This is a genomic window from Spirosoma daeguense (genome assembly GCF_054776875.1).
The window spans coordinates 750,398-775,741 of sequence record NZ_BAAHBF010000001.1 but is presented as its reverse complement, the minus strand read 5'-3'; the positions used below and the strand labels follow the sequence as shown (position 1 = coordinate 775,741).

Genomic DNA, 25,344 nt, shown 5'->3' with positions numbered 1-25,344 from the left:
CGCTATGATAACTATCAACGATAAAACGTTCGTTCCGTTTATTGAAGCCGACATTATTCAGGCAAGAATTCAGGAATTAGCTGGGCAGATAAATGAGGAATACGTCGATAAGAAGCCGCTGCTTGTTGTGGTTCTAAATGGCGCGTTTTTGTTTGCAGCCGATTTGATGAAGCATATAACGATTCCCTGCGAAATCACGTTTCTAAGGGTTGCTTCCTATCAAGGCACTGAATCGACGGGGCAGCTTAAGCAAATTTTAGGACTTAACGATTCTATTGTCAATCGTGATCTGATCGTTATTGAAGATATTGTCGATACGGGCCGAACGTTATATGACTTATGCGACCAACTTCAGGCGCAAACACCCGCATCGCTGGCGATTGCTACGTTATTATTTAAACCCGATGCTTTGCAGAAACCACTTGATTTACATTACGTTGGTTTCGAGATTGAAAACCGTTTTGTGCTGGGTTACGGCCTTGATTATGACGGGCTAGGTCGGAATTCGCCTAATATTTTGGTATTAAAGTAAACAGCGAAAGAGCGAATGAGTGAAGACCATTCGGTGAACTAACTCATTCGCTCTTTCGCTGTTTATACATATACTAACGGTCTACTTCTCCCATTACTACGTCGATTGAGCCAATTACGGCCACTAGATCGGCCAGCATAGCTCCTTTGCTGATTTCGCCAATGACCGATAAATTATGAAACGAACAGGCGCGTGCTTTGCAACGAACGGGTATATCTGATTTGCCGTCGGTTCTGAAGAAAAAGCCTAATTCTCCTTTCGCACTTTCGGCCCGAGCGTAAAAATCCATCGCTTTCGGTCTGATTTTTTTCGGTACGACGGCTTGCGGGTCATAGTCTCGTGTGCGTTTGTAAGGGCCTGTCAGTTGCACAAGACATTGTTCAATGATACGTATCGATTCATAACATTCCTGAACGCGAACGTAGTTACGGTCCCAACAGTCGCCAACGGCACCCATTTTACCTTCGCCAATCGGAATATCGAATTCCAGATCAGGATAAACAGAATAGCCATCTACCCGACGCAAATCATAACGTAGCCCCGAACCACGTAGCATTGGCCCTGTGCAGCCGTAATTAATCGCTACGTCCAAGGGCAACACGCCTACGTTAGCAGTTCGTTTAACAAAGATTTCGTTTTCGATAACCAACTGTTGTAACTCGATCAATTTAGGTTGCAGATACGTAACAAACTCGGCGCAACGTTTTTCAAAGCCAACCGGCAGATCATAAAAAAGACCACCTACCCAAATGTAATTATAGAGCATACGGGCTCCGCTTAGCCATTCGAGCATCCGCTGAATATGTTCACGGTCGCGCATGAGCCACAGGAAAGGCGTGTAAGCCCCAATGTCGAGCGCATACGTACCAATACCGACAAAATGAGCCGCAATACGGTTGAGTTCAGCCACCAGCACACGGATGTATTCAGTACGTTTAGGAATGTCGTTCTGAATACCCAGCATTTTTTCGACGCCCATTACAAATGCATGTTCGCCATTCATTGCTGCCAGATAATCGAGCCGGTCAACAAATGGTATTGTCTGATTGAATGGTAGTGATTGTGCGTGTTTTTCAAAACAACGATGAAGGTAGCCGACATGCGGTACTACGTCTACAATAATTTCGCCGTCAGTGATTACCTCAAGCCGCAATACGCCGTGGGTAGACGGGTGCTGCGGCCCCATATTCAGAATCATCTCACCTTCGCCCAGGGTTTCGGGCCGACGTAGATTCGGCTCAGATGCCCGAAAATGGCCGGGAGCATATTCGTATTGAATTGTTTGCGTGGTCATGATTGAAATCAAAGGTCGAAAGCCATCGTCCGAAAATCAAAAAAAACATTGCTTTTTGGACTAACCTCGTAGAAATCACTGTTTTTCTTAGTAATCTATTGCCCAAATCAAAGGAGTTGCGTACCTTTGCGCTCCTTATCGAGAAAACAGACTTTAGAGATGGCAAAGAAAGGCGCCAATAGAATCCAGGTTATTCTGGAATGCACCGAGCAGAAAGACAGCGGTGTACCCGGCATGTCCCGGTATATTACGACGAAAAACCGGAAAAATACGCCGGCTCGTATCGAACGGAAGAAATATAATCCGTTCCTGAAAAAAGTAACTTTGCACAAAGAAATTAAGTAAAAGTCGCTGGTCGATAGCAACTAATCGTTAGTATTACAGTATAATACAACGAATTACTACGACTGTCGATACACAACTAACGACTAAAAAAGACAATGGCAAAAAAGGTAGTTGCAACCCTGAAAACGAAGGACAACGGCAAAGCGTTTGCTAAGATTATCAAAGCCGTAAAGTCGCCTAAAACTGGCGCTTATACCTTCAAAGAAGAAATGGTCCCGGTTGATGATGTACAAGCTGCTTTGAAATCGTAGGCTTTTACTCGGTCAACTTCCCTCCGTATAATCATAAAAAAAGTCCCACAGGCTCAAATGGCTTTGTGGGACTTTTTTTGTTATAGCTTTGTTGAAAGTAGTCGTCGGATAGCTATAAAACAATACCTGACGATTATAGACTGATAACTATCGGCACTATGGCTTTATTTGGTTTTTTCTCGAAGGAAAAGAAAGAAACACTCGACAAAGGATTGGAGAAAACAAAAAGTAGTTTCTTCTCTAAACTCGGTCGGGCTGTTGTTGGTAAATCAACGGTTGACGAAGAAGTACTGGACGAAGTAGAGAATGTACTCATTTCGTCGGATGTAGGTGTGGAAACAACCGTCAAAATAATAAGACGGATCGAAGAACGGGTAGCGCGCGATAAATATATGGGTACCGATGAACTCGACCGTATTTTACGCGAAGAAATTGCGGCCTTACTTTCAGATAAATCAGATATCGACGGTACGTCGATCGGTGATGATTTTGCGTTGCCTGCCAATAAAAAACCCTACGTAATAATGGTAGTGGGCGTTAATGGTGTGGGCAAAACAACAACAATTGGCAAACTGGCTGCCCAATTTCATAAACGTGGCAAGCAGGTTGTATTAGGCGCTGGCGATACGTTCCGGGCCGCTGCTGTTGACCAGCTTAAACTCTGGGGTGATCGTGTCGGTGTTCCGGTTATTTCGCATGGAATGAATACCGATCCATCGGCAGTAGCCTTTGATGCCGTAAAAAAGGCCACTGATATGGGTGCCGACGTAGTGATTATTGATACGGCCGGCCGGCTGCATACGAAAGTCAATTTGATGAATGAGCTGACCAAAATCAAACGGGTGATGCAGAAAATTACGCCCGACGCCCCTCATGAAGTGCTTTTGGTACTTGATGGTTCAACAGGTCAAAACGCATTTATTCAGGCAACTGAATTTACGAAAGCAACCGAGGTTTCAGCTTTAGCAATTACTAAACTAGATGGCACAGCCAAAGGTGGCGTTGTTATTGGTATTTCCGACCAATTTAAAATTCCGGTAAAATATATTGGCGTTGGCGAGAAAATAGATGATTTACAGACATTCAATAAGATGGAGTTTGTGGATTCATTTTTCAAAAAATAACATCACTCTGGTTGAAGTCATGAATCGCTTATTCTCGATATTGCTTTTAGCTGGTTTCGCCAATTTTTCCTGTGCACAAAAAGTGACAAAGGAGACAATAAAGCAAGGCATTTGCGGTACTGTTGTAGAAAAGCGAGGTAATCACATGCCTAGTCCAGATTCACCTATGCCAATGGGGCAGCCTGTTCAACGTGAGATTTTGATCTTCACATTATTGAGCATAAGTGAGGTTGAAACGGATGAAAACGGTTTTATCAAACTAAAAGGCAATAAAAAGCCAGTTAAGACTGTGCAATCTGACAAAAATGGAAAATTCTGCCTTGTTTTACCGGTAGGTTCCTATTCGCTGATTGTACGTGAAGAAAAAGGGCTTTATGCAAATTTGTATGATTCAAAGAATAACATATTTCCTGTTAACGTACAGAAATTCCAACGTACTAACGTAACAGTAGAAATTACGCATCAAGCTGTTTTCTAGCAATTCCATTTCAATGAACGTAGCCTTTAAAAGCAAACAGGCATTCTCTCAAGAGAATGCCTGTTTGCTTTTAAAGGCTACGTATCGATTATTTTTTTGAGGTTTTAGACTTAACCTGAAGCTTATTTAAACGTCTTTCCAAGTTGTTGCTTTTCTGCTTCAAGCTGTCATTTTGTTTTTTTAGCTCAATAACGTAAAGAGTCAATTCTTCGACTTTCTCCAGAAGTTTAGCCTGCATTTGCCCAACATCAACGCCCTCTTTCACAACTTCTTCAGCAGAAGGAATGCCTGGCAAATGCTTCTGCTGCGTTACATAGCGTTCTACTTCGGCTAAGCCTTTCAGTTTATAGCCTGGCTCAAATACACGGTCGGCCCATTCATTAGAGCTTTTCACCGCTACTTTAACTTTTTCGGTCAACACACCTTCTGCTACGTATAAACGATATCCGGCAGGGGTTTTATTAATCCCAGAGCCAATGATAACTCCTCCGTTATTTGTATTTAGTAGGTTATCGCCACTTACTTGCCAAAGACCATCAGTATCTGTTCCTAGCCGAGCCGATCCTACACCAGTACCAAGCACAACATCACCTTGAGCGTTTACTGTTAGAAATTTGGTCTGATTCGTTACGGCAGCGGGGGAATTACTAGTCAGGTTGGTGAAACGAAGTCCCGATTGATTCGATGATGCGTGTGTGATCTCCAGTTTATTGTTGGGGGCCGAATTGCCAATTCCGACATTGACGCTATTATTACCCAGAATCATTGCGTTGGAAGCTGTTACTGAAGCGTTGTAGCCAATGGCTGTAGCATTCGTGAGGGTACCACTCCCCGGCGGATTAGTAGCAGCTACTCCAATAAACGTATTCTTCGATCCATTGGTATTATTAATACCTGCATAGCGACCAATAGCCGTATTTTCGCCACCAGTAGTACCATTATAAAATGCCCCATCACCGATGGCTGTATTCCCTACTCCAGAAGATGTCTGGCTTCCAGCACCATTTCCTAAGAATAGATTATAGTTTCCTGTTGTGTTACTAACGCCTGCTTGGGAGCCAACAAATAGGTTCCCCAAGCCTGTTGTATTGTTTTCACCAGCCGATAACCCAACAAATACATTTTGAAAGCCCGACTGATTATTTTGCCCGGCTTTAAATCCGATAAATGTATTGGCAGTACCTGTGTTCGATAATCCCGTGTTAGCTCCAATAAATGTATTTTGATGAGCTCCTCCACTTGAGGCACCCGCTAGAGCGCCTAGATAGGTATTGCTTGTTCCTGTTGTGTTATTTCCTCCAGCATCCGCACCAACAAAAGTGTTGTTTCCTCCTTGCGTGTTGCTATAGCCCGCACCACTACCAAAAAAAGCGTTAAAGCTACCTTGTGTATTTAAATAGCCTGCCTGATAACCAGCAAAGGCGTTGTTATAGCCTGTATTGTTTGTGTAGCCCGCACCCCATCCAAGAAATATGTTGTTATTTCCTGTTGTATTGCTATAGCCTGATTCATACCCTAAAAATGAGTTTTTCTGACCAGACGTATTTAAATTTCCCGCCGAAGCACCAACAAATACATTTTGGGTACCAGCCATGTTTACCGTACCTGTTCCACGCCCAATAAACAAGTTGCCTGCCCCACTCATATTAAGGTTGCCTGCCCCTATGCCAACTAATGTATTGTCAGACCCTGGTGTGGCTGATGAAGGGTTTGTTGCTACGTAATTAGTGTTAGTCTGGGCAATTCCTAGTAGAGGAAATACACAATAACTGATTACTAGTAAAGTCTTTTTCACAATTGCCAAGTTTAAAATCTAACCGAAAGATACACTATAAATTTAATTAATAAGCTTATTTTAAGCTTGAACAGTCAAGATTACAGAGCCCAACGCTCTATTTTTACTAAAGGCCTGTAAAGACATAAAGAATAGCTAATCATAGATGTATATGATTCACTCTCAACTGTCTTCCAAAGATAGGGATCAATATGTATTCGGTAGTGGTTTTTTAGTGAATTATGTTAATCTAAAGCAACCGATAGTTATAGTAGCTTGAAACAAGCTGTAATCATTGTTTTAGCGTTTCTCTAGTTAAGGAGATAATTTCAGAATGGAGTAAGTCTAACTCGTAGTAACATACCAATAAGTAGGTTGAACGTATCGATAAGCGATAATACGATATGGTAATACATACGCTTGTTTTATTTTGTTGGATTTTCATCAATCCCTAACCTAGGCAGGGGGGGATTCAATAAACGAGGTACAACTTTGACCCGAAAAACTCGCGTTCCTGCTACGTCGAAATCACAGCTATAAAACTGGCGTTGCTTTACTCCTCTATACACGGCCGTATAGTTTACTTTAGGTGGCCAGTTGTTTAAGGCTAGTTCTGCCGTCACGGCATCTACGGCTTTCCGTAAATTAGAAAAGAACGTAATAGTAGGATCGCGCTGCCGTAAGGTAGTAAGCGAACCAACGTAGTGAATCGTAACCTCATAAATAACTCGGCTTCCTAGTCGTAATGACGGCTCTTTTGGGACGTTGTTAGAAAAATCGTGCATATACTGAAATAATACGAAAAATTATGCCACTATTTTTCAATGGCTAAACTTTTCTATCAAGTTGGGCGTTTTACTATCAATTCCCGCAAAGTAAAAGCCCGACTGTATTCGCAGCCGGGCTTTTTCATAAACAGAAAGCGTCGGCTACTAACCGACGCTTTCTGTTTTATAATGGTTATAAGACAACCCTATTTTTTATACATCACGGTTTCTACCGCCTGTAATGTACGCTTCACATTTGGAAGGATAGCTTCGATAAGCGTAGGCGCATAAGGAAGTGGTAAATCCATACTGTTCACACGTACTACCGGAGCATCCAGATAATCGAAAGCATTACGTTGAATGTTGTAAGTAAGCTCCGACGAAATTGCTGCCAGCGGCCAGGCTTCTTCAACGATAACGCAACGATTGGTTTTCTTTACCGAGTTTATAATAGTTGCATAGTCGATTGGACGAACTGAACGAAGATCAATTACTTCAGCCGAAATGCCATTTTTGGCCAGTTCTTCAGCCGCAGCGATGGCTACTTTCATGATTTTACCGAAGGATACAATCGTTACGTCGTTGCCTTCACGTACTATGTTAGCCTGACCAATCGGAATCAGATATTCTTCTTCTGGAACCTGACCTTTGTCGCCATACATCAACTCCGACTCCATAAAAATAACGGGGTCGTTATCGCGGATACAGGATTTCAACAAACCCTTTGCATCGTAAGGGTTTGATGGAACGACAACCTTCAGCCCAGATGTATTGGCAAACCAGTTCTCGAAATTCTGAGAGTGCTGCGACGACAGCATTCCCGCATTACCAGTTGGTCCACGAAACACAATTGGGCAGGAGTATTGACCGCCCGACATGGACATTATTTTAGCCGCTGAGTTAATGACCTGATCGATAGCAACTAGCGAAAAGTTGAATGTCATGAACTCAATAATAGGGCGGAGGCCGTTTATAGCCGAACCCACGCCAATACCAGCAAAACCTAATTCGGCAATGGGCGTATCAATAACACGCTCCGCACCAAACTCGTCAAGCATTCCCTGGCTCACTTTATAGGCACCGTTGTATTCGGCAACTTCTTCGCCCATCAGGTAAACCAGCGGGTCCCGGCGCATCTCTTCCTGCATGGCCTCCCGTAGGGCTTCTCGGAATTGTATTTCTCTCATATTGAGCTTATTGATTTCGATTAGTAACTAACCCGTTACGTTACGTTGACGAGTGAAGTGGCTGAAAATCGGTCAAAATTAGGCAAAATGCCCTGATTCATCAAATCAGATCAATGGTTTGATGAATCAGGGCATTTTGTTAGTCGAAAATCCCTGTTACGGCGTTAGCTGGAGTCTGGCATTCGTGTCGTAACGTAACAGCCCATTAGGGTAATACGTGAGCCGCTGGGCTTGGCCGGTGCTGGATGTTGGCAACGTAACAAGATGCTTTAACTGTACTACGTCTGAACTAATTGGTAGGCGATTACAAGTCCAGGTTGCCGGGTCGGTCCAGTTGCCAACCCGAATGCTGGCGATGCTGGCACAGGTGCATACATTGGTAACCGGAAACTCCAACGTAGGCATATTGGTTAGCGATGGATTGCTGGATATCATCCGCAATCGATAGCCCGAACCGACGGCTACCGAGTTAGGAATCGTAACGGATACTGTCCCTGACGTAGTGCTGTTTATTGTTGTTAACGTTGTGATACCACTTTGAAAGCTACCCGTTGAATTAGAAAGCTGAAGACTAAAAACGTTATTGCCTCCATAGGTACCCGTAGCTGTATAAGCTAGATTAAAAGGTGTATTTCGACACCAGCCTGCCGGAGCCGAAATAAGGGCCACTACGTTATTCTGCACAGCGAAGTCACGTACCGAAATAGTACTCCATCGACCAAGTCCGTTCTGGGCTCTAATGTTAAGCTTATGATCGCCAGTAGATACGCCCGTCAGGTCGATAGAATACTCAAGATTATTGATGATAGTACCTTGCGTAATAGGTACTGCTGTTGCCAGACCCAAGCCTGGGTCAGTGTCGATAAAATACTCTAAACGAACAATATCAGACTGGTTAATCTCATTTTTGAAGAACAACCGTCGTTCAATAGTACTCCACTGACCATTTGCATCACGGCCCCGGATAAAGAGGCTATGAAAACCAACTGCTACGTTGGTCAAAGGCACCGTAAACTCAAGATTAGTTACCGCTGCATTAGCTGTAAAGTTAACCGACGTAGCACTTCCAAAACCAGGGTCGGTATCGACAAAATATTCGATGCGATTCAGGTTTGAAATAGACGTAGTACGCTCTTTGTAAAACAACTGTTGCGAAACCGTGCTCCACCGATTGGCAACTGACCTCGCCCGAATAAACAAACTATGGAAACCGGGCTGTACACTTGTCAGCGGAACGGTAAATTCCAGATTCGTCAGGGTTGTGGCAGGTGTAAAGTTAACCGACGTAGCACTACCAAAACCGGGGTCGGTATCAATAAAATACTCGACCCGGTTTATTTGCGCGAAAAGCGATTGGCCTGTTAATAAACAGGCGATAATTCCCAATCCAATTTTCATAATGATTGAGATTAATTGTTCGAGCGTATACTGATTTTGACTTTCAGTGGCGAACCGTTATTCCCGGAAGGATCACTAGCGAGGTTGGTAATGATAGGAATCGGCGGCTGACCAGACACTATGTATGGATTGCTGCCACCAAATGCTCCAATATCGGTTCCGCCGGTTCCTGATCCCTGAGCAATCGAACCAGCTGCTAACCGGAAATTAATATCGGTTTGAGGATCGCCAGTTTCAAAAAGCGATGACCAGTTAGCTCCATTGATGTTGCCATTTCCGGCAGGGAGGTTAGTGAAGCTGTTGATATTATTGGTAAAGGTTGTTGCTGTGTTATTATCGATGTTCTGTTTGATAATTGAATTGGTAACTGTGCTATTAATCAAATAGCGCATACCTCCTGCGATTATAGAATTAGCTATTAGTGCATTATTTAAGTTGCTAATATGATAATAGCTGGTTTGACGAAGAATACAGTTAAGGATAGCTATTCCGTTTGCGTTATTTTCGAGGGTACCGCAAGTTCCTCCTATACCATTAAAATTAATAAAGCACTGCTTGATGGTACAGTTTCGAGCAAACTGACTTGCTGCACCCGAACATGTACTTGTGAATGTAACGCCATCCCTGATGTAGGATCGTTCAACTGTAATGGCAGAAACACTTGTGCCAAACGTAATAGCTCCTATTATGTACATACCACTAAACAACGTATTGCTGCTACCAGAACCAAATGATACGTTACCAATGGATGGAGGAACTTGATCGGTAGCGCCGATAGGGCTGTTTTCCAGAAAATAGCCCTTGCCATAAATCGTCAATCGTTTGGCGCAGTTAAGCGTACCATAACTTGTTCCTGACGATTCGATATAAATTATATCATCATTCGATGACGCGTCATGTGCCGCTTGAATGCTGGTGTAAATATTAGGTCCCGTAACACCGGGATTGTTGTTACATCGACGGATGGTTTGCGCAGAAAGCGTAGAACCCAAACACACTAAAAGGAGCAACGTAAAGAGTGAGCGCATAAAAAGAGTGGAGGTTACTAATGACCAGAACATGAAATCACTAAGTTTCCCAATTCTGATTACATAATCAACCTGTACTTTATCAAACCCGCAATTGTCTTTCCGAAAACGGCAGTTTTCTTAACGAAGCATGCCAGTGGTTTCGTTACGTCTATAAAATATATTCATTATTCTTATCGGAGACAATTGAAGCAGAATATGAAATTTCTATTACGAGCGAATCAAACGCCCTCCTTTTTCGTTGATACTGTTGCGAATTATTCTTCTTGCAAAGCCCAATTTTCGGGGCCAAATTCGCGCCTGTTTTTTATAATCACCATCAAAAATCCGGTAAACCGTTAGCGTTTTTACATTTTAAGCGCCGAGCCTAGGAATGAAGACATACTATGACCTGATTGACCAGACATTCGAGTTTCCAACGCGGGAATTTAATGTCGAGAACAATGAACTAATGTTCAACAATGTGCCACTCATGGACATTGTTAAGGAATACGGTACGCCTTTGAAACTGACGTACTTACCGAAAATCACGGAGCATATTGAGCACGCCAAACTGCTGTTCAAGAATGCCATGAAACGCTACAACTATAAGGGTACGTATACGTACTGTTATTGTACTAAATCGTCGCACTTCCGGTTTGTGCTCGAAGAAGCACTTAAGAATAATATACACCTCGAATCCTCGTCTGCTTACGATATACCCATTATCAGGGAATTATATAAGATGGATAAGGTCTCGAAAAGCACGTATATTATTTGCAATGGCTACAAACGCCCGCTCTATACGCAATATATAAGCGAACTGATCAATGAGGGCTTTACGAACTGTATTCCCGTTCTTGACAATCTGAAAGAGATTGAAGCCTATGAAAATTCCATTACGGCCGAATCGGTCAACTTTGGAATACGTATCGCGACGGACGAGGAGCCTAATTTTGCCTTCTATACGTCACGATTAGGCGTTCGTTATAGTGATGTGAACGAACTGTATCGGAGCAAAATCCAGCCAAACGAGCGATTTAAGCTCAAAATGCTGCACTTTTTTATCAATACAGGTATCAAAGACAGTGCTTACTATTGGAGCGAATTGAGCCGGTTCATGTATAAATACTGCGAACTGCGCAAAATTTGTCCCGATCTCGATTCGATTGATATTGGTGGTGGTATGCCAATTCAGACGTCGTTTCAGTTTACGTACGATTATCAGGCCATGATCGACCAGATTGTGGAGAGCATCCAGTGGATCTGTAATAAAAACAACGTACCAGTTCCCCACATTTTCACCGAATTTGGTTCGTATACCGTTGGCGAAAGTGGAGCGGTTATTTATAATGTAATCGATCAGAAGTTGCAGAATGATAAGGAGCTGTGGTACATGATTGATGGCTCTTTTATTACACAACTTCCTGATTCATGGGGGCTTGGCCAGAAATATATCATGTTGGCTGTAAACAACTGGGATAATCCGTATCAGAAAGTTAACCTCGGTGGTCTCACCTGCGACTCGCACGATTTCTATAACACAGAAGCACACAGCGCCGACTTGTATCTGCCGATTTTTGATCAGGATGCCGAAGACCAATACGTCGGTTTATTCCACACGGGTGCGTATCAGGAATCACTTGGGGGGTATGGCGGTATTCAGCACTGTCTGATTCCGGCCCCGCAGCACGTAATTGTTGATAAAGACGAGGAAGGCAACCTGCGTACACGTCTGTTTGCACCAGAGCAGAATAGTGAGATTATGCTGAAAATTCTGGGTTACGGCGGTGCCGAACCGGGCATGACAGAGCTGGAAGCAACCGAAGCTGCTGAAGAACGCGAAGAGGAATTCGTGAAAGATGAAAATTAATACGTAGTGTCAGTTACTAAACCGCTTACGAATAAAATAACGTAGCGTACAATTTTTGGCATTATATTCGTTTCAAAATCTGAAGATTAAGCGCAAAAACGTACTATTATTTTCATGAAAAAATTACTGATTTTGGGGGCTGTGCTGGCGACATTGTCGCTTGGGTCGTGTGCTCGGAAGGCGAACTGCCCGGCCTATGGCAGTGTACAGAAGCCTGCTTCGGCGCAGGTTCGGGTTTAAGGAAACGATTTTACTAGAAAAAGCCACCATCTATCGATTAAGGAAGATGGTGGCTTTTTCGTTATCAGAACTAATTTTCCTCTGCAAATTTTGGCTAGGCAGCATGGTCGAGCACGAGACGAGATGCTTCGAGCAGACTTGTAGCGCATCCATCGCATTCATCTGTTGCTACAGAATCGGCCGTGATACGTAGCGTTCGCACACCTACCCGTTTACCTGCCTGCATATCGCGTGGTGCATCGCCAATCATCCATGATGCGTCTGGCTCAATATTATATTTTGCAATCGCTTTTTCGAGAAGCAGCGAACCGGGTTTTCTAGTCAATGATTCGCTGTCATACTTTGGATGATGCGGGCAGTAATAAATATCGTCGATAAGCTGACCACACTGTTCCTGAAGGTAGTTATAACAAGTCATTACGTCGTCGCGGGTGTAAAGCCCTTTGGCAATACCAGCCTGATTCGTAATAACAATGAGCATATAACCGGCCTGTTTCAGCAAACGTAACGCTTCGGGTACGCCGTCGGGAATAATAAAATCTTCTACCCTGTAGACATAGTCGGTTCTGTCCTCATTTAACACACCGTCGCGGTCTAAGAAGATGCACTTATTCATGAATGATGCTGTCTGTTTATGGCTGCAATAGTACAATTTGTTACTTAACTTATTGTACTATTGCTCTAAAATTTATTGTTAAACTTTGTGAACGGGTCATCGACTTTCACGAACGTGTGCTACGTTTACGAAAAAAGAGTAGTCGATTAAGCCCTCAGATCGGCCAGTCGCTGTTCTAATACCTGAATTTTAGCATCAGCATCAGCGAGTTTCTGGCGTTCTCGTTCTACTAATTCAGGTTTGGCGTTCGCCACAAACTTCTCATTTGAGAGTTTTTTCTGCGTCGCTTCCCGGAAGCCGATAATGTATTCCAGTTCTTTCTGAGTACTGGCAATTTCCTGTTCAACATCAATTTCACCCACAATGTTGACAAAAAATTCATCGCTCTTAACCAGGAACGCTACGCCCGGCGCTTTCTCTTGCGTATAGGTAATCTCCGATACGTTCGCCATTTTCCGAATCAATGGCTCCAATGGCTGAAACCGATCAACTGTGGTTGTTTTAATGGCAAGTGGCAGCGAAACTTTAGGCGAAATCTGTTTGGCGTTACGTAGATTCCGAACATTACTGATAATCTCAAATAACGTATCGAAATCTGTTAAAAGCTGTTCGTCAATAGCACCAGCTTTAGGGAACGACGTAATACAGATACTATCGCCCGCACTACGTTCGCGGATGTCCTGCCAGATTTCTTCGGTAATAAACGGCATAAACGGATGCGCCAACGCCATTAATCTCTCAAAGAAATTTATCGTGGCATCATACGTAGCACGATCAATTGGCTGTTCAAAACCAGGTTTGATCAGCTCCAGATACTGTGAGCAGAAATCATCCCAGATCAGCTTGTAAAGGTTCTGAAGCGCATCCGAAATACGGAACTTACTAAAATCATCCTCAATCTGAAGCAACGTAGCATTTAGCTTCGATTCGAACCATTCAATCGGCATCTGTAGAGACAAGGCATGCCTTGTCTCCACGGCGTCTGCGTCTATGTCTATGATGTTCCAACCTTTTACCAACCGGAATGCATTCCAGATTTTGTTGCTGAAATTACGGCCCTGCTCAACCAGTTTCTCATCAAACATTAAATCGTTACCAGCAGCCGAACTAAATAGCATACCCGTGCGAACGCCATCGGCACCGTATTTGTCAATTAAATCGAGCGGATCAGGTGAATTGCCCAGCGATTTCGACATTTTGCGGCCAAGCTTATCACGGACAATACCTGTCAGATAGACGTTTTTGAACGGAGCTTCGCCTTTGTACTCATAACCTGCAATGATCATCCGGGCCACCCAGAAAAATAAGATTTCAGGAGCCGTGACCAGATCATTGGTTGGATAATAGTAATTGATATCAGCGTTGTCTGGATCTTTCAGTCCGTCGAAAACCGACATAGGCCATAGCCACGACGAAAACCACGTATCCAATACGTCTTCGTCCTGCGTCAGATCGGCCTCGGTCATGGCAAAAAGCAGCTTTTCGTGCTGTACTTTTTCCAGCGCTTCATGCTTGTTTTTTGCCACTACGTAGGTGCCATCTTGCAGATAGAATGCCGGAATTCGCTGTCCCCACCAAAGTTGGCGGCTAATGCACCAATCGTGTACATTTTCCATCCAGGCGCGGTACATGTTTTTAAACTTCGGCGGAACAAGCTGGATCGTATCGTCCATTACGTTCGTCAGCGCGGGTTTCGACAGCTCGTCCATTTTCAGGAACCACTGCAACGACAACCGAGGCTCAATAACAGCACCCGTCCGCTCCGACGTACCAACATTCGACTTATAATCTTCGGTTTTAACCAGATTGCCCGATTCTTCCAGCAGCTTGATAATGGCTTTACGAGCCGCAAACCGGTCTTGTCCGACCAAAATCTGCGCTTTCTCGTTCAACGTACCGTCATTGTTCAGAATGTCGATGACAGGCAGATTATGCTTGATACCCAGCGAGTAGTCGTTCGGGTCGTGAGCGGGTGTCACTTTCAGGCCACCCGTTCCGAAGTCTACTGTTACGTAGTCGTCGGTAATAATCGGTATTTCGCGATTGATAAGCGGAATCAACGCTTTCTTGCCATGCAGATGCTTATAACGCTCATCGTCCGGATTTACAGCAATCGCTACGTCGGCCATGATGGTTTCAGGACGTACCGTGGCAATGGTAATATACTCAGATTCACCATCGGCGTTTTTGCTCCCGGCTATTTCGTAGCGGATATAAACCAGTTTCTGCTGGATTTCTTTCGTGATAACTTCTTCGTCAGAAACGGCAGTCTGGCCCTGAGGGTCCCAGTTTACCATCCGAACTCCCCGGTAAATGTAGCCTTTGTTATACAGGTCAACAAAAACGTCGATAACCGAATCATGTAGGGCTGGTTCCATCGTAAAACGGGTACGATCCCAGTCGCACGACGCGCCGAGCTTGCGAAGCTGTTTCAGGATGATTCCGCCGTATTTGTGCGTCCATTCCCAGGCGTATTCCAGAAATTGCTCACGTGAAAGGTCTTTTTTATTGATACCCTGTTCACGGAGCATGGCCACCACTTTGGCTTCGGTCGCAATACTGGCGTGGTCGGTACCGGGGACCCAGCAGGCATTTTTGCCTTCCATACGCGCCTTACGTATCAATACATCCTGAATCGTATTATTGAGCATATGGCCCATGTGTAACACACCCGTTACGTTCGGAGGGGGAATCACGACCGTATAAGGCTCGCGGTCGTCGGGTGTCGATTTGAAAAATTGGTTATCGAGCCAGTACTGATACCATTTTTCTTCAATTTCCTGGGGGGCGTATGTCTTTGAAATCATAAGGCAGTGGAAACCAGTTTCAGATGTACCGTATCGTAACAACACGGTGAAATCCAGGACTGGGATTACGTATAAAATGCAAAATTAGCTAAATTGGATAGGGGGAAAAAACGAAAGGCTGCCTTTGCTAGTTTTACTGCAACACTTCTGTCAATAGTCTATGGAATTTGGAAAAATACAAAACCCCGATGCGGTGAATTTTAGCCTGCCGCCAGGGCAAGCGTTCAATGCACGTATTTGGGAAGGTGTGGAACCGCCTTCACGTAGCATGTGCTTTCAGCCTACTGTATACATTGGCGGGCCAGTCTGGGCAAATAAAGACTATGTAGGCAAATTATATCCTTTCAATGCCAAAGAACGCGATTTCCTGCATTATTACACCCGACAGTTCAATACCATTGAATTGAACCTGACGCATTATCAAATTCCAACGTTAGGCATGATCGAGAAGTGGAAATCAGAAGCTGCGGGTTCGCCTGATCGGGTAGGGTTTACGTATTGCCCTAAATTTCCGCAGATTATTAGCCACGAACGTCAGTTAATCGGCACAGAAGCGTTAACCGAAGAATTTGTGAATGCGGTACTCAGTCTGGAAGAGTTTCTGGGTATGACGTTTCTGCAATTACACCCAACCTTCGGACCCGACAAATGGTCTATTCTGGAGACGTATCTGAAAAATCTGCCCGACGAACTGGACGTAGCAGTTGAGTTTCGCCATCCCAACTGGTTCAGCAAATCGGCTAGTTGGCAGCAGACACTCGAACGACTTTACGCACTACGTCGGCACGTAGTGATTACCGACGTAGCAGGCCGAAGAGACGTACTGCACATGGGATTGAGCAGCCCAATTCTGACACTACGTTTCATTGCCAACGAAGGCCATGCAACTGATTACAGCCGAACGGATGCCTGGGTACAGCGTCTGAAAACCTGGTTCGACAAAGGATTACAAAAAGCCTATCTGTTTATCCACGGCGGGGGCGATAACGATACTGCTCCCGAACTGATACGTTACTGGGTTCGTGAACTAAACAAACATTGTGGACTGAATCTGCGGGAACCCGTGCTGCAACCACAAGTTGTACAGGGAAGTCTGTTTTGATTTCCAGCGGCAAGCCGTTACTTTTGCCCTATGATTTTAATTCCTTCACATCACCGGCATCATCATTCTGAGCGGTAACGCAGCAGAACGAGATGCGCGTGTTTGTGAGTTCAGTCAGCCAATTCTGATTCCCACAATATACAAAGCCCGGTTCTGCTAATGAGCCGGGCTTTGTCTGTATAACGTAGTGGTACTGCGTTGTAGAATAAAACGGTTATGGAATACTATCGAAACTTACCTCATTTTAACCCAGTTGAGGCCGTTTTTTTCATAACGGTGCGGCTGGCAGGTAGTTTACCGATAGCAATAATTGAGATGCTAAAAGAAGAGCAGGAGCTAGCGTTAAAACAAATTAATAAACAACCGGAAGAGCCTCTAAACCAACAAAAACGATATTTCGCCCGATTTGATACATTTTTGGATAACCCACAGAATGGTCCATACTGGCTTACAGAGCCAAGTGTTGCGGATATTATTAAGGAAGCACTTCGTTTTAGAGATCAAACCGAGTTTGATTTAGCTGCTTATTGTTTAATGTCAAATCATATTCATTTTGTGATTGATATGAGAATGAAAGGAACACCTGATAGACCTTTGTATCGGATTCTGCAATCGTTTAAGCGGCATACCGCTCGAAAGGCAAACAATGTTTTGAGTCGAATGGGAGAATTTTGGCATCCAGAAAGTTATGACCACATAGTTCGAGACAATGCGGAATTAAGAAGAATTATCTGGTATATTCTTCAAAATCCAGTAAAAGCCAGACAAGTTGAAAATTGGCAGGACTGGCCTCATTCATACGTAAATGAAGCTTATTTGATGTAATTAATTGTATAACGGAATGGTATTCCGTTAAGCCGTCAGGCTAACAAGATTTACTTAAAACCTCTTATTAATTAGAGAAAATAATTAGCCTAACGGCTCAACGGAATACCATTCCGTTGTACAACGAAAATGAAAACAGTTATCATTAAATACAACGCAGGCAATGTTCAGTCGGTCATGTATGCGCTGGATCGGCTGGGAGCGAGTTACGTGCTTACGGACGATGAAACCGAAATTCGCTCGGCCGACAAAGTTATTTTTCCGGGCGTCGGCGAAGCCAGTACAGCCATGGCCTATCTGCGTGAGCGCGGAATCGATAAGCTGATTCCGTCGCTGAAACAGCCGGTTTTGGGAACTTGCGTTGGTATGCAGCTTATGTGCCGCTATTCGGAAGAAAATAATACGACCTGCATGGGCATTTTTGATATCGATGTTCGGCGGTTTCCTGCCGAGCCCGGTTTTAAAGTGCCACACATGGGCTGGAATAATATCCATAGCTTAAAAGGCTCGCTTACAGAAGGTTTGCCAGAAAATGCATACATGTATTTTGTACATAGTTATGCGGCCGATGTCTGTCCCGAAACCACTGCCGTTTGTGATTATGTCCGCCCATTTAGCGCCATGCTGCATCGCGATAACTTTTATGCGGCTCAATTTCACGCTGAAATTAGCGGAGATGTGGGCCAGCGGATTCTGGAGAATTTTCTAAAACTATAATGCGACTGGGCTGGCGTTCCAGCATTCTGTCGTGTGCCATCACTAATAAAGTGCGGACAGGACGTCCGCGTTACGTATGTATATCATTCCTGCCATCGATCTCATTGACGGTAAAGCCGTTCGCCTGACGCAGGGCGACTACAATCAGAAGAAAGAATACAATGCGCGTCCATTCGAAGTAGCGCAGCAGTTTGAAGACGCTGGCCTGACACGATTGCATCTGGTTGACCTCGACGGGGCAAAAGAAAAACGGGTGATCAATTGGAAAGTGCTGGAGCTGATTGCATCGAAAACTCGCCTGCATGTCGATTTTGGCGGAGGAGTTCAGTCGGATGAGGATTTACGAATCGTGTTCGAGTGTGGTGCAAAACAGGTTACGGGCGGAAGTATCGCCGTAAAACAACCCGACGTAATGGAACGCTGGCTATCGGGACATGGAGCCGATAAAATTATTCTGGGTGCCGATGCGAAAAATGAAAAAATCGCGGTCAGCGGCTGGGAAGAATCCACTGAAGTTTGGGTTTATGATTTCGTGGAAAAATGGGTTGAAAAAGGCATCAAATACGTGATCAGCACCGACGTAGCGAAAGACGGACTTCTGCAAGGGCCTTCGTTTGACTTATATCGGAATCTCCAGGATCGCTTTCCAGATCTGAACATCATTGCCAGCGGTGGTGTCAGCAACATGGACGATATTGAAATACTGGCCGACATGAACGTTTTTGGCGTAATCGTCGGCAAGGCGATTTACGAAGGACGCGTTACGTTGAAGCAACTGCAACAGATTAACGGGCAGTAAATAAACTATGGCTCTATGATACGTCTACTTCTGAGTCTATTGATCACTTTTTCGCTACCGCTACGTTCTTTCGCCGTAGTTAAAACGGATTCCATAATAAATATGTGGTTTTCGGAACTGGCGGAGAAAATGCGGTTAAAAACGCCATCTCTGGAAGCTGGTGAATATGAAGTACGTATCTGGCAAAAATGTCAGCTTTGTTTTGGCGAAGCACACGAACTCTATCGTATTGAGAAGCAGACCGACAAATTTTCTGTAACGAAATATAGTATTCATTCAAACAAGACCGGATTTCGCAATTTCACCCGAATCAAGCCTAGCAAACTCGTTACCGATTCGCTATGGACAGAACTTGTTCAACTTGATATATTGGTTTTACCCGATGAGGCAGCTATAGAAAGCCGCTTACGCCCTCGTCATAAAGATTCTACATACACATCGGTCGAACCGGATGGGAGCGTAAGCATACACGCGAAGAAGCAAGAGAGTTCTGTGTGGATTTCAGATGGAGAAAGCTACCATATTGATGTGTTTAGTCAGAACAGTCATCGTCGGTATGAATATGGCAATCCCCGTGGGTACCTTCGGGCGAAACCTAAGATTCAGGAATTGCAGAAAATAGTTGCTATTCTGGATAAGCTGGTAGCTCATTTTAAGCCATTCAACTTATACTCTGAACATTATGACAAACGAATACCACGTTAGTACTGATAAAACGAAACTCAATCTGGAGATTATTCACCAGTTTTTGAGTCAGGAAGCGTATTGGAGCCGCAATATTCCACTTGAAATTGTACAACGTGCTATTGAAAACTCGACTTGCTTTGGCGTGTATCGAGGTGACGAACAGGTTGGGTTTGCGCGGGTTATTACCGACTTTGCTACGTTCGGGTATCTGGCTGACGTATTCATTTTGCCCGAGCATCGTGGAAAAGGGTTGTCGAAACAACTGGTGGCATTCATTATGGCCTATCCGCCTTTACAGGGGCTTCGCCGGTTGATGCTCGTTACGTTGGATGCACACGGATTGTACAAGCAATTCGGATTCAACCCGATTGATAATCCTGAAAATACAATGTCTATCAAAGCTTTCACTACGTATTAAATGCTCACCAAACGTATTATTCCCTGCCTCGATATTAAAGATGGCCGAACGGTAAAAGGAACAAACTTTGTGAATCTGCGCGATGCGGGCGATCCGGTTGCGCTAGCCGCCGTTTACGCCGAACAGGGAGCCGACGAACTGGTCTTTCTGGACATTACGGCTACGGTCGATGAACGCAAAACCCTGATTGAACTGGTTCGGAACGTAGCGCATACAATCAATATCCCGTTTACGGTAGGCGGAGGAATTTCGTCGGTAGCCGATGTATCGGCGCTTTTAAACGCAGGAGCCGACAAGATTTCGATTAACTCGTCGGCAGTGCGAAACCCGGATTTGGTGAACGAGCTTGCGCTCGAATTTGGTAGCCAGTGCATTGTTGTGGCTATCGATACGCGCTACGTTGACGGCGAACATATTGTGCATACGCATGGCGGACGCAAACCAACTCCGCTACGTACCATTACCTGGGCTGCCGAAATTGAAGAGAGAGGTGCAGGTGAAATTTTATTGACGTCGATGGATGCTGATGGGACGAAAGCCGGTTTTGCTCTGGAGTTAACCGCCCAGATTTCTGGCTCAGCCAATATTCCGGTAATTGCATCGGGCGGAGCTGGCTCGATGGATCACTTTGTCGATGTATTTACAACCGGTAAAGCCGATGCCGGATTAGCGGCTAGCATTTTCCACTTCAAGGAAATTGAAATACCGGCACTGAAGAGTTATTTGCGCGAAAAAGGTATCGAAATGCGGTTGTAACGCGGACATTGTGTCCGTGTTACAATCCTAATACATTAAAACTTGAAACCTAGCTCTAGCGCAACAATCCGGCTTTTGGAAACTAGTTCGCTACCACGTGCTACGTTGATCAGGCCACGCTGATAACTCAAGCCCAGATTAAACGCGTTGTGCTGGTTGATTTTATACTGAATGCCCGTTCCCAATAATAACTCGATGTCGCCGAAACCATAGTGGCGCTGGTTTTCGCCAACTTCCGCTGTGTAAAGTCCGTTAGTAGATTCATCAAGTGGTTTTTCGGCCAGCTTTACACTGAAGATACCGCCTGTCTGGACGTAGAGCCGCAAATTTGGACCAATGTTGTTAGCAAATAACTTTACGGTTGCCGGGAGCTGGATATACTGCAAATTATAAATCGATTCTTTTTCGGGAAGACTTGGATTCCAGCGTGTTCCGCCGAAAGTGCCCGGCATCTGAAACCCTGACCGTTTTATTGTATACCAAAGTCCGGTGCTGAAAGCGTAGCGGTCTTTAAAGAAGAAATAATCGAGAGAAGGGCCAAGACTCATCCGAACACCAACTCCATTATCCTTAAAACCAGCATACGTACCACTGCCCTGAACCGCGTTGATGTTGAGCGATGGCGCAAACCGAATGCTCATTTCAATCAGACGAGTAGGCCAGGCATAATCGGGGCCGGAGCCATAGCCGTTGTTTTCCGATGATTCGGCGGTGCCTTGTTGTTGCTTCCGCCGACGTTTTTTACGATCATCGTCATATTCCCGGCGATTCTGGTCCTGACCATCGTAATTATCGCCCAGAATTTTGCGAAACCGTTTTTCGGTGACCTTCGATTCTTTAGTGCGCATCTGATAAAGAGCAGGCCTGGTCGACTGTGCCGAAGCTAAGTCAATTACCAGCATGACCAAAATCAAACCGAACCCTGCAACTTTTTTCATAATTTTGTACGTTTTCTATATTGAAAACTCCAGAGTTTCATGCGAATACAAGCGGCCATCGTGGGCCTTTTTTGTTTTTTTCTGATAACGTCGTGTCAAAAAAAAGAAGACGTTACGTTTATCCGGCTCGAACAGCAACTCTTTTCCAGCAAATCGCCCGATAGTATTCGAGCTTTCCTAGACCGGAATCCGTCCGTCGCTCAATTGTACTTTAACGCGAATGGAGCCGGAAATGATACAGCCATTGTTCGTGAATTGACTAACCGGGTAAATAATTCTCAATTAAGCGAGTTCAACACCCAGCTACAGGCTGAATTCGGCGATCTGGCCGATCTTCGTAAGCAATTGGCCGAAGCCTTTACAAACATAAAAAAAGACTTCCCAGACTTTCAGCCCCCTAAAATTGCCACCGTTGTGACTGGTTTTATGGGCCCTGATTTAGCCATATCCGACAGTCTGATTGTTATTGGACTCGATTATTTTGGCGGGCCAAAAGCAAAATATCGGCCTCCCGCAAACGAGTTCCCAGAATACATGCTACGTCGGTACAACAAAGATTATATTGCCTCAGCGATTGTCTTTGCGCTGTCTGACAAATACAATGCCACGAACCGTAAGGATCAAACCATGCTGGCCGACATGGTCTATTACGGCAAAGGCTACGTATTTACCAAAACCGTTTTGCCTGAACTGGCCGACAGCCTGATTATCGGTTACTCAGACAAGCAATTGACGCAAACGTTTAATGCACAAGACATAGTTTGGGCACACTTTATTGACAATCAACTTCTGTTTCAAACAAATCCAGCGATAAAACAGCGATATTTGAATGAACGTCCTTTCACCGCCGAAATTGGGCAGGCTTGTCCGGGCGCTATTGGTCGGTGGGTTGGCTGGCGAATTGTGGGGGTGTATCACGACGAACACAGTGGCGTAAGCATTGCCGACCTGATGCGAAACGCTGATGCCCGGCAGATTTTTGAACAGTCGGGTTATAAAGGACAACGTGAATAAAAGTCGTACAAATTAGTGGTTGGCCTAAAGTAAATAGCGCCTGAATAACGACTAATACGTATCGATTAATGACTACCGATCAATGGCAAAAGGAAGACGAGCTTTTGGCGAAGAAGCCAGCGAAGCCGATAAAAAGAAAATAAGTCGCGAGGATTTTAAAAAAGCAGTACGTGTATTTCGCTACGTTCGACCGTATCGGATTCAGTTTATCGTAGGCTTTCTCTTCCTCATTCTCTCCACGGGAACCTCTCTTAGCTTTCCGGCATTGGTTGGGCAGGTGACAAGTGTAATTCAGGGAAAATCGCAGTTTACGCTCAATCAGGTTATCCTGATTTTTGGCGGTATTCTAATTCTACAGGCCATTTTTTCGTTTGGCCGCATCTACTTTTTTGCACAAGTGAGCGAACGGGCCATGGCCGATGTTCGCCGGGAGGTATATGGCAAAATCATTACGTTGCCAGTTCCGTTCTTCGAGAAACGGCGCGTTGGCGAACTGACCAGCCGTCTTTCTGCCGACGTATCGCAGTTGCAGGACGTACTGTCTATTACGTTGGCAGAACTGTTACGGCTGGTTATTACGTTGCTGGGCGGCACGGCGTTTATTCTCTACGTATCGTGGAAACTGACCCTATTCATGCTTGCTACGTTCCCGGTGATTATTGTGTCGGCGGTTATTTTCGGCCGATACATCCGCAAGCTGTCAAAACAGGCGCAGGATCAGCTAGCTGCCGCCAGTGTGATTGTTGAAGAAACATTACAATCGATCAACGTAGTAAAGGCCTTCACAAACGAACGTCTGGAAATTGGTCGGTATAGTAATTCACTTGACCGGCTGGTGAGTATCGCACTCCGAACGGCGAATTATCGGGGTGTTTTTGTCTCGTTCATCATTTTTGCTATGTTCGGCGGTATCATGGGTATTGTCTGGTATGGCGGTACGTTGGTGCAGTCGGGCGAGATTCCGTTTGCCGATTTACTGACATTTATTGTCTACACAGCTTTTATTGGCGGTTCGGTGGCTGGCATGGGCGATATGTATGCGCAGGTGCAGAAAACGGTTGGTGCATCGGAGCGAATTCTGGAAATTCTGGAAGAGCCTTCTGAAGTTGACGCATCTGACGTACAGCCACTTTTTGTGCCTGTTCATGGCCATGTGCAGTTCAAAAATGTACAGTTTGCCTATCCATCACGTCCTGAGATGGAAGTATTGAAAAGTGTATCGCTTAGCGTAGACGCCGGCCGGAAAATTGCCTTGGTGGGGCAGAGTGGCGCCGGAAAATCGACCATTGTGCAGTTGCTGATGCGGTACTACGATATTGGGGATGGGCAGATTACGGTTGATGGACGTGATTTGGCAGGTTTTAACGTAACCGAGTTGCGGAAAAATATTGCCGTTGTTCCGCAGGAAGTTATACTGTTTGGAGGCTCAATCTTCGAGAACATTCAATATGGTAAGCCCGGCGCTACTGACACCGAAGTTCGGGAAGCGGCACGGAAAGCGAATGCGCTGGAGTTTGTTGATTCATTCCCAGAAGGTTTCCAGACTGTTGTTGGCGAGCGTGGGGTGAAATTATCGGGAGGGCAGCGGCAACGTATCGCCATTGCCCGCGCCATTCTGAAAGATCCGGCTATTCTGATACTTGATGAAGCCACAAGCGCACTCGATGCTGAATCTGAACGTTTAGTACAGGAGGCACTGGACGAGCTGATGAAAAATCGAACCACAATCATTATTGCCCACCGACTGGCAACTATTCGGAAGGTAGACATGATTTATGTGCTACGTGAAGGCCAGGTTGTAGAAACAGGTACGCACGACGAATTAGCTATACAGGAAGATGGCATCTATGCTAATCTGGTTAAATTGCAATTTGAACCGATTGAATAATGTTCAATGAATAATGGATGATGAATAATTCAATACTAACCACAGTAAATTATCCATTTTACATTATTCATTATCCATTTATAAACTATGTCACTGGCTGCTAAAACCCTGAAAGACTTTAACCTACGGCATACAAATGGTCGGGAGGAAGTACTGGATTTGTTTCTAAATGCGGGCCATGCCCTGGCGCACCACGACGTTGAAAATGGCCTTGGCCCCGATCATGACCGGGTTACGATTTACCGGACATTGCGCACGTTTCTGGATAAAGGTTTATTACATAAAGTACTTGACGATGAAGGCGGAACGAAATATGCGTTGTGTCGCGAAACCTGTACGGATGGGCATCATCACCACGATCACGTTCATTTCAAATGTGAAGCTTGTGGCCAAACTACCTGTTTGGAGAAGGTAAGTATTCCGACTGTTGCGTTGCCCGAAGGGTATAATCGTAAGGAAATGAACCTTCTTATTCAGGGCGTTTGTCAGGACTGTAATAAATAACGT

The 25,344-nt window shown here is 44.7% G+C and carries 26 protein-coding genes; 17 read left to right on the top strand and 9 right to left on the bottom strand.

Going from position 1 to position 25,344, the window contains the following annotated elements; genetic code table 11:
* The first annotated feature begins 4 nt into the window (after positions 1-4).
* Complete coding sequence (gene hpt / locus ACYVD4_RS02935; RefSeq protein WP_460942222.1) at positions 5-532, top strand: hypoxanthine phosphoribosyltransferase; 528 nt, start codon at positions 5-7, stop codon at positions 530-532.
* A gap of 73 nt (positions 533-605) precedes the next feature.
* Here the strand turns inward: hpt and ACYVD4_RS02930 are convergent, their stop codons facing one another.
* Positions 606-1,826: an NADH-quinone oxidoreductase subunit D gene (locus ACYVD4_RS02930; RefSeq protein WP_460942220.1), complete on the bottom strand. Its 1,221-nt coding sequence runs from the start codon at positions 1,824-1,826 to the stop codon at positions 606-608.
* 159 nt (positions 1,827-1,985) lie between these two features.
* Between ACYVD4_RS02930 and rpmG the strand changes: the two genes are divergently transcribed.
* The 4 genes from rpmG to ACYVD4_RS02910 all read left to right on the top strand — a co-directional run bounded on the left by rpmG (position 1,986) and on the right by ACYVD4_RS02910 (position 4,024).
* Complete coding sequence (gene rpmG, locus ACYVD4_RS02925; RefSeq protein WP_012929817.1) at positions 1,986-2,171, top strand: 50S ribosomal protein L33; 186 nt, start codon at positions 1,986-1,988, stop codon at positions 2,169-2,171.
* Between the two features lie 95 nt (positions 2,172-2,266).
* Positions 2,267-2,422 carry a DUF4295 domain-containing protein gene (locus ACYVD4_RS02920; RefSeq protein ID WP_020598529.1) on the top strand — a complete coding sequence of 52 codons (156 nt, stop codon included), beginning with the start codon at positions 2,267-2,269 and terminating at the stop codon, positions 2,420-2,422.
* 158 nt (positions 2,423-2,580) lie between these two features.
* Positions 2,581-3,546 (top strand): signal recognition particle-docking protein FtsY, encoded by a 966-nt coding sequence (gene ftsY / locus ACYVD4_RS02915; protein WP_460942218.1) that lies wholly within the window; start codon positions 2,581-2,583, stop codon positions 3,544-3,546.
* A 19-nt stretch (positions 3,547-3,565) separates the two neighbouring features.
* Complete coding sequence (locus tag ACYVD4_RS02910) at positions 3,566-4,024, top strand: hypothetical protein (RefSeq protein ID WP_460942216.1); 459 nt, start codon at positions 3,566-3,568, stop codon at positions 4,022-4,024.
* Positions 4,025-4,112: 88 nt separating this feature from the next.
* On the opposite strand, the gene ACYVD4_RS02905 is transcribed toward ACYVD4_RS02910, so the two are convergent.
* The 5 genes from ACYVD4_RS02905 to ACYVD4_RS02885 all read right to left on the bottom strand — a co-directional run bounded on the left by ACYVD4_RS02905 (position 4,113) and on the right by ACYVD4_RS02885 (position 10,178).
* Positions 4,113-5,819, bottom strand: a complete 1,707-nt coding sequence (locus ACYVD4_RS02905) for a TMF family protein (RefSeq protein ID WP_460942214.1) — start codon at positions 5,817-5,819, stop codon at positions 4,113-4,115.
* 404 nt (positions 5,820-6,223) lie between these two features.
* A complete protein-coding gene (locus tag ACYVD4_RS02900; RefSeq protein ID WP_460942212.1) occupies positions 6,224-6,583 on the bottom strand; it encodes a hypothetical protein in 360 nt (119 codons plus the stop codon).
* 188 nt (positions 6,584-6,771) lie between these two features.
* Positions 6,772-7,752, bottom strand: a complete 981-nt coding sequence (locus ACYVD4_RS02895; RefSeq protein ID WP_460942210.1) for a pyruvate dehydrogenase complex E1 component subunit beta — start codon at positions 7,750-7,752, stop codon at positions 6,772-6,774.
* A 156-nt stretch (positions 7,753-7,908) separates the two neighbouring features.
* A complete protein-coding gene (locus ACYVD4_RS02890; RefSeq protein WP_460942208.1) occupies positions 7,909-9,150 on the bottom strand; it encodes a hypothetical protein in 1,242 nt (413 codons plus the stop codon).
* An 11-nt stretch (positions 9,151-9,161) separates the two neighbouring features.
* The gene (locus tag ACYVD4_RS02885; RefSeq protein WP_460942206.1) at positions 9,162-10,178 is read right to left on the bottom strand and encodes a hypothetical protein; all 1,017 of its coding nucleotides are present in this window, start codon (positions 10,176-10,178) and stop codon (positions 9,162-9,164) included.
* Positions 10,179-10,551: 373 nt separating this feature from the next.
* Here ACYVD4_RS02885 and ACYVD4_RS02880 point away from each other — a divergent pair, with 373 nt between their 5' ends.
* Positions 10,552-12,030 carry a type III PLP-dependent enzyme domain-containing protein gene (locus ACYVD4_RS02880; RefSeq protein ID WP_460942204.1) on the top strand — a complete coding sequence of 493 codons (1,479 nt, stop codon included), beginning with the start codon at positions 10,552-10,554 and terminating at the stop codon, positions 12,028-12,030.
* Between the two features lie 114 nt (positions 12,031-12,144).
* Entirely contained in the window at positions 12,145-12,270 is a 126-nt protein-coding gene (locus ACYVD4_RS02875) for a hypothetical protein (RefSeq protein WP_262893406.1), read from the top strand.
* A gap of 94 nt (positions 12,271-12,364) precedes the next feature.
* Here ACYVD4_RS02875 and ACYVD4_RS02870 read toward each other — a convergent pair whose 3' ends face one another.
* Complete coding sequence (locus tag ACYVD4_RS02870) at positions 12,365-12,886, bottom strand: D-glycero-alpha-D-manno-heptose-1,7-bisphosphate 7-phosphatase (RefSeq protein WP_460942202.1); 522 nt, start codon at positions 12,884-12,886, stop codon at positions 12,365-12,367.
* 146 nt (positions 12,887-13,032) lie between these two features.
* Positions 13,033-15,693: a valine--tRNA ligase gene (locus tag ACYVD4_RS02865; protein ID WP_460942200.1), complete on the bottom strand. Its 2,661-nt coding sequence runs from the start codon at positions 15,691-15,693 to the stop codon at positions 13,033-13,035.
* Between the two features lie 160 nt (positions 15,694-15,853).
* Between ACYVD4_RS02865 and ACYVD4_RS02860 the strand changes: the two genes are divergently transcribed.
* From ACYVD4_RS02860 to hisF, 7 genes are all read left to right on the top strand, one after another.
* Complete coding sequence (locus tag ACYVD4_RS02860) at positions 15,854-16,795, top strand: DUF72 domain-containing protein (RefSeq protein WP_460942198.1); 942 nt, start codon at positions 15,854-15,856, stop codon at positions 16,793-16,795.
* 216 nt (positions 16,796-17,011) lie between these two features.
* A complete protein-coding gene (locus ACYVD4_RS02855; protein WP_460942196.1) occupies positions 17,012-17,620 on the top strand; it encodes a transposase in 609 nt (202 codons plus the stop codon).
* A gap of 129 nt (positions 17,621-17,749) precedes the next feature.
* Positions 17,750-18,337: an imidazole glycerol phosphate synthase subunit HisH gene (gene hisH, locus ACYVD4_RS02850; RefSeq protein WP_460942194.1), complete on the top strand. Its 588-nt coding sequence runs from the start codon at positions 17,750-17,752 to the stop codon at positions 18,335-18,337.
* A 76-nt stretch (positions 18,338-18,413) separates the two neighbouring features.
* Positions 18,414-19,136 (top strand): 1-(5-phosphoribosyl)-5-[(5-phosphoribosylamino)methylideneamino]imidazole-4-carboxamide isomerase, encoded by a 723-nt coding sequence (gene hisA / locus ACYVD4_RS02845; protein ID WP_460942192.1) that lies wholly within the window; start codon positions 18,414-18,416, stop codon positions 19,134-19,136.
* 15 nt (positions 19,137-19,151) lie between these two features.
* Positions 19,152-19,841: a hypothetical protein gene (locus tag ACYVD4_RS02840; protein WP_460942190.1), complete on the top strand. Its 690-nt coding sequence runs from the start codon at positions 19,152-19,154 to the stop codon at positions 19,839-19,841.
* Positions 19,819-20,241: a GNAT family N-acetyltransferase gene (locus tag ACYVD4_RS02835; protein WP_460942188.1), complete on the top strand. Its 423-nt coding sequence runs from the start codon at positions 19,819-19,821 to the stop codon at positions 20,239-20,241. Before ACYVD4_RS02840 ends, ACYVD4_RS02835 begins: the two co-directional genes overlap by 23 nt.
* A complete protein-coding gene (hisF, locus tag ACYVD4_RS02830; RefSeq protein ID WP_460942186.1) occupies positions 20,242-20,997 on the top strand; it encodes an imidazole glycerol phosphate synthase subunit HisF in 756 nt (251 codons plus the stop codon).
* A gap of 35 nt (positions 20,998-21,032) precedes the next feature.
* On the opposite strand, the gene ACYVD4_RS02825 is transcribed toward hisF, so the two are convergent.
* Positions 21,033-21,935 carry a porin family protein gene (locus tag ACYVD4_RS02825; protein WP_460942184.1) on the bottom strand — a complete coding sequence of 301 codons (903 nt, stop codon included), beginning with the start codon at positions 21,933-21,935 and terminating at the stop codon, positions 21,033-21,035.
* Between the two features lie 39 nt (positions 21,936-21,974).
* Here ACYVD4_RS02825 and ACYVD4_RS02820 point away from each other — a divergent pair, with 39 nt between their 5' ends.
* From ACYVD4_RS02820 to ACYVD4_RS02810, 3 genes are all read left to right on the top strand, one after another.
* A complete protein-coding gene (locus ACYVD4_RS02820) occupies positions 21,975-22,949 on the top strand; it encodes a gliding motility protein GldB-related protein (protein ID WP_460942182.1) in 975 nt (324 codons plus the stop codon).
* Between the two features lie 82 nt (positions 22,950-23,031).
* Positions 23,032-24,837, top strand: coding sequence for an ABC transporter ATP-binding protein (locus ACYVD4_RS02815; protein WP_460942180.1), 1,806 nt, complete (start codon positions 23,032-23,034; stop codon positions 24,835-24,837).
* A gap of 87 nt (positions 24,838-24,924) precedes the next feature.
* Positions 24,925-25,341, top strand: a complete 417-nt coding sequence (locus tag ACYVD4_RS02810) for a Fur family transcriptional regulator (protein WP_460942178.1) — start codon at positions 24,925-24,927, stop codon at positions 25,339-25,341.
* Positions 25,342-25,344: the final 3 nt, after the last annotated feature.

Bases quoted from the DNA above. Each gene is read 5' to 3' on its own strand.
- hpt (WP_460942222.1), top strand. From the start codon at position 5: ATGATAACTATCAACGATAAAACGTTCGTTCCGTTTATTGAAGCCGAC.
- ACYVD4_RS02930 (WP_460942220.1), bottom strand. From the start codon at position 1,826: ATGACCACGCAAACAATTCAATACGAATATGCTCCCGGCCATTTTCGG.
- rpmG (WP_012929817.1), top strand. From the start codon at position 1,986: ATGGCAAAGAAAGGCGCCAATAGAATCCAGGTTATTCTGGAATGCACC.
- ACYVD4_RS02920 (WP_020598529.1), top strand. From the start codon at position 2,267: ATGGCAAAAAAGGTAGTTGCAACCCTGAAAACGAAGGACAACGGCAAA.
- ftsY (WP_460942218.1), top strand. From the start codon at position 2,581: ATGGCTTTATTTGGTTTTTTCTCGAAGGAAAAGAAAGAAACACTCGAC.
- ACYVD4_RS02910 (WP_460942216.1), top strand. From the start codon at position 3,566: ATGAATCGCTTATTCTCGATATTGCTTTTAGCTGGTTTCGCCAATTTT.
- ACYVD4_RS02900 (WP_460942212.1), bottom strand. From the start codon at position 6,583: ATGCACGATTTTTCTAACAACGTCCCAAAAGAGCCGTCATTACGACTA.
- ACYVD4_RS02895 (WP_460942210.1), bottom strand. From the start codon at position 7,752: ATGAGAGAAATACAATTCCGAGAAGCCCTACGGGAGGCCATGCAGGAA.
- ACYVD4_RS02890 (WP_460942208.1), bottom strand. From the start codon at position 9,150: ATGAAAATTGGATTGGGAATTATCGCCTGTTTATTAACAGGCCAATCG.
- ACYVD4_RS02885 (WP_460942206.1), bottom strand. From the start codon at position 10,178: ATGCGCTCACTCTTTACGTTGCTCCTTTTAGTGTGTTTGGGTTCTACG.
- ACYVD4_RS02880 (WP_460942204.1), top strand. From the start codon at position 10,552: ATGAAGACATACTATGACCTGATTGACCAGACATTCGAGTTTCCAACG.
- ACYVD4_RS02875 (WP_262893406.1), top strand. From the start codon at position 12,145: ATGAAAAAATTACTGATTTTGGGGGCTGTGCTGGCGACATTGTCGCTT.
- ACYVD4_RS02870 (WP_460942202.1), bottom strand. From the start codon at position 12,886: ATGAATAAGTGCATCTTCTTAGACCGCGACGGTGTGTTAAATGAGGAC.
- ACYVD4_RS02865 (WP_460942200.1), bottom strand. From the start codon at position 15,693: ATGATTTCAAAGACATACGCCCCCCAGGAAATTGAAGAAAAATGGTAT.
- ACYVD4_RS02860 (WP_460942198.1), top strand. From the start codon at position 15,854: ATGGAATTTGGAAAAATACAAAACCCCGATGCGGTGAATTTTAGCCTG.
- ACYVD4_RS02855 (WP_460942196.1), top strand. From the start codon at position 17,012: ATGGAATACTATCGAAACTTACCTCATTTTAACCCAGTTGAGGCCGTT.
- hisH (WP_460942194.1), top strand. From the start codon at position 17,750: ATGAAAACAGTTATCATTAAATACAACGCAGGCAATGTTCAGTCGGTC.
- hisA (WP_460942192.1), top strand. From the start codon at position 18,414: ATGTATATCATTCCTGCCATCGATCTCATTGACGGTAAAGCCGTTCGC.
- ACYVD4_RS02840 (WP_460942190.1), top strand. From the start codon at position 19,152: ATGATACGTCTACTTCTGAGTCTATTGATCACTTTTTCGCTACCGCTA.
- ACYVD4_RS02835 (WP_460942188.1), top strand. From the start codon at position 19,819: ATGACAAACGAATACCACGTTAGTACTGATAAAACGAAACTCAATCTG.
- hisF (WP_460942186.1), top strand. From the start codon at position 20,242: ATGCTCACCAAACGTATTATTCCCTGCCTCGATATTAAAGATGGCCGA.
- ACYVD4_RS02825 (WP_460942184.1), bottom strand. From the start codon at position 21,935: ATGAAAAAAGTTGCAGGGTTCGGTTTGATTTTGGTCATGCTGGTAATT.
- ACYVD4_RS02820 (WP_460942182.1), top strand. From the start codon at position 21,975: ATGCGAATACAAGCGGCCATCGTGGGCCTTTTTTGTTTTTTTCTGATA.
- ACYVD4_RS02815 (WP_460942180.1), top strand. From the start codon at position 23,032: ATGGCAAAAGGAAGACGAGCTTTTGGCGAAGAAGCCAGCGAAGCCGAT.
- ACYVD4_RS02810 (WP_460942178.1), top strand. From the start codon at position 24,925: ATGTCACTGGCTGCTAAAACCCTGAAAGACTTTAACCTACGGCATACA.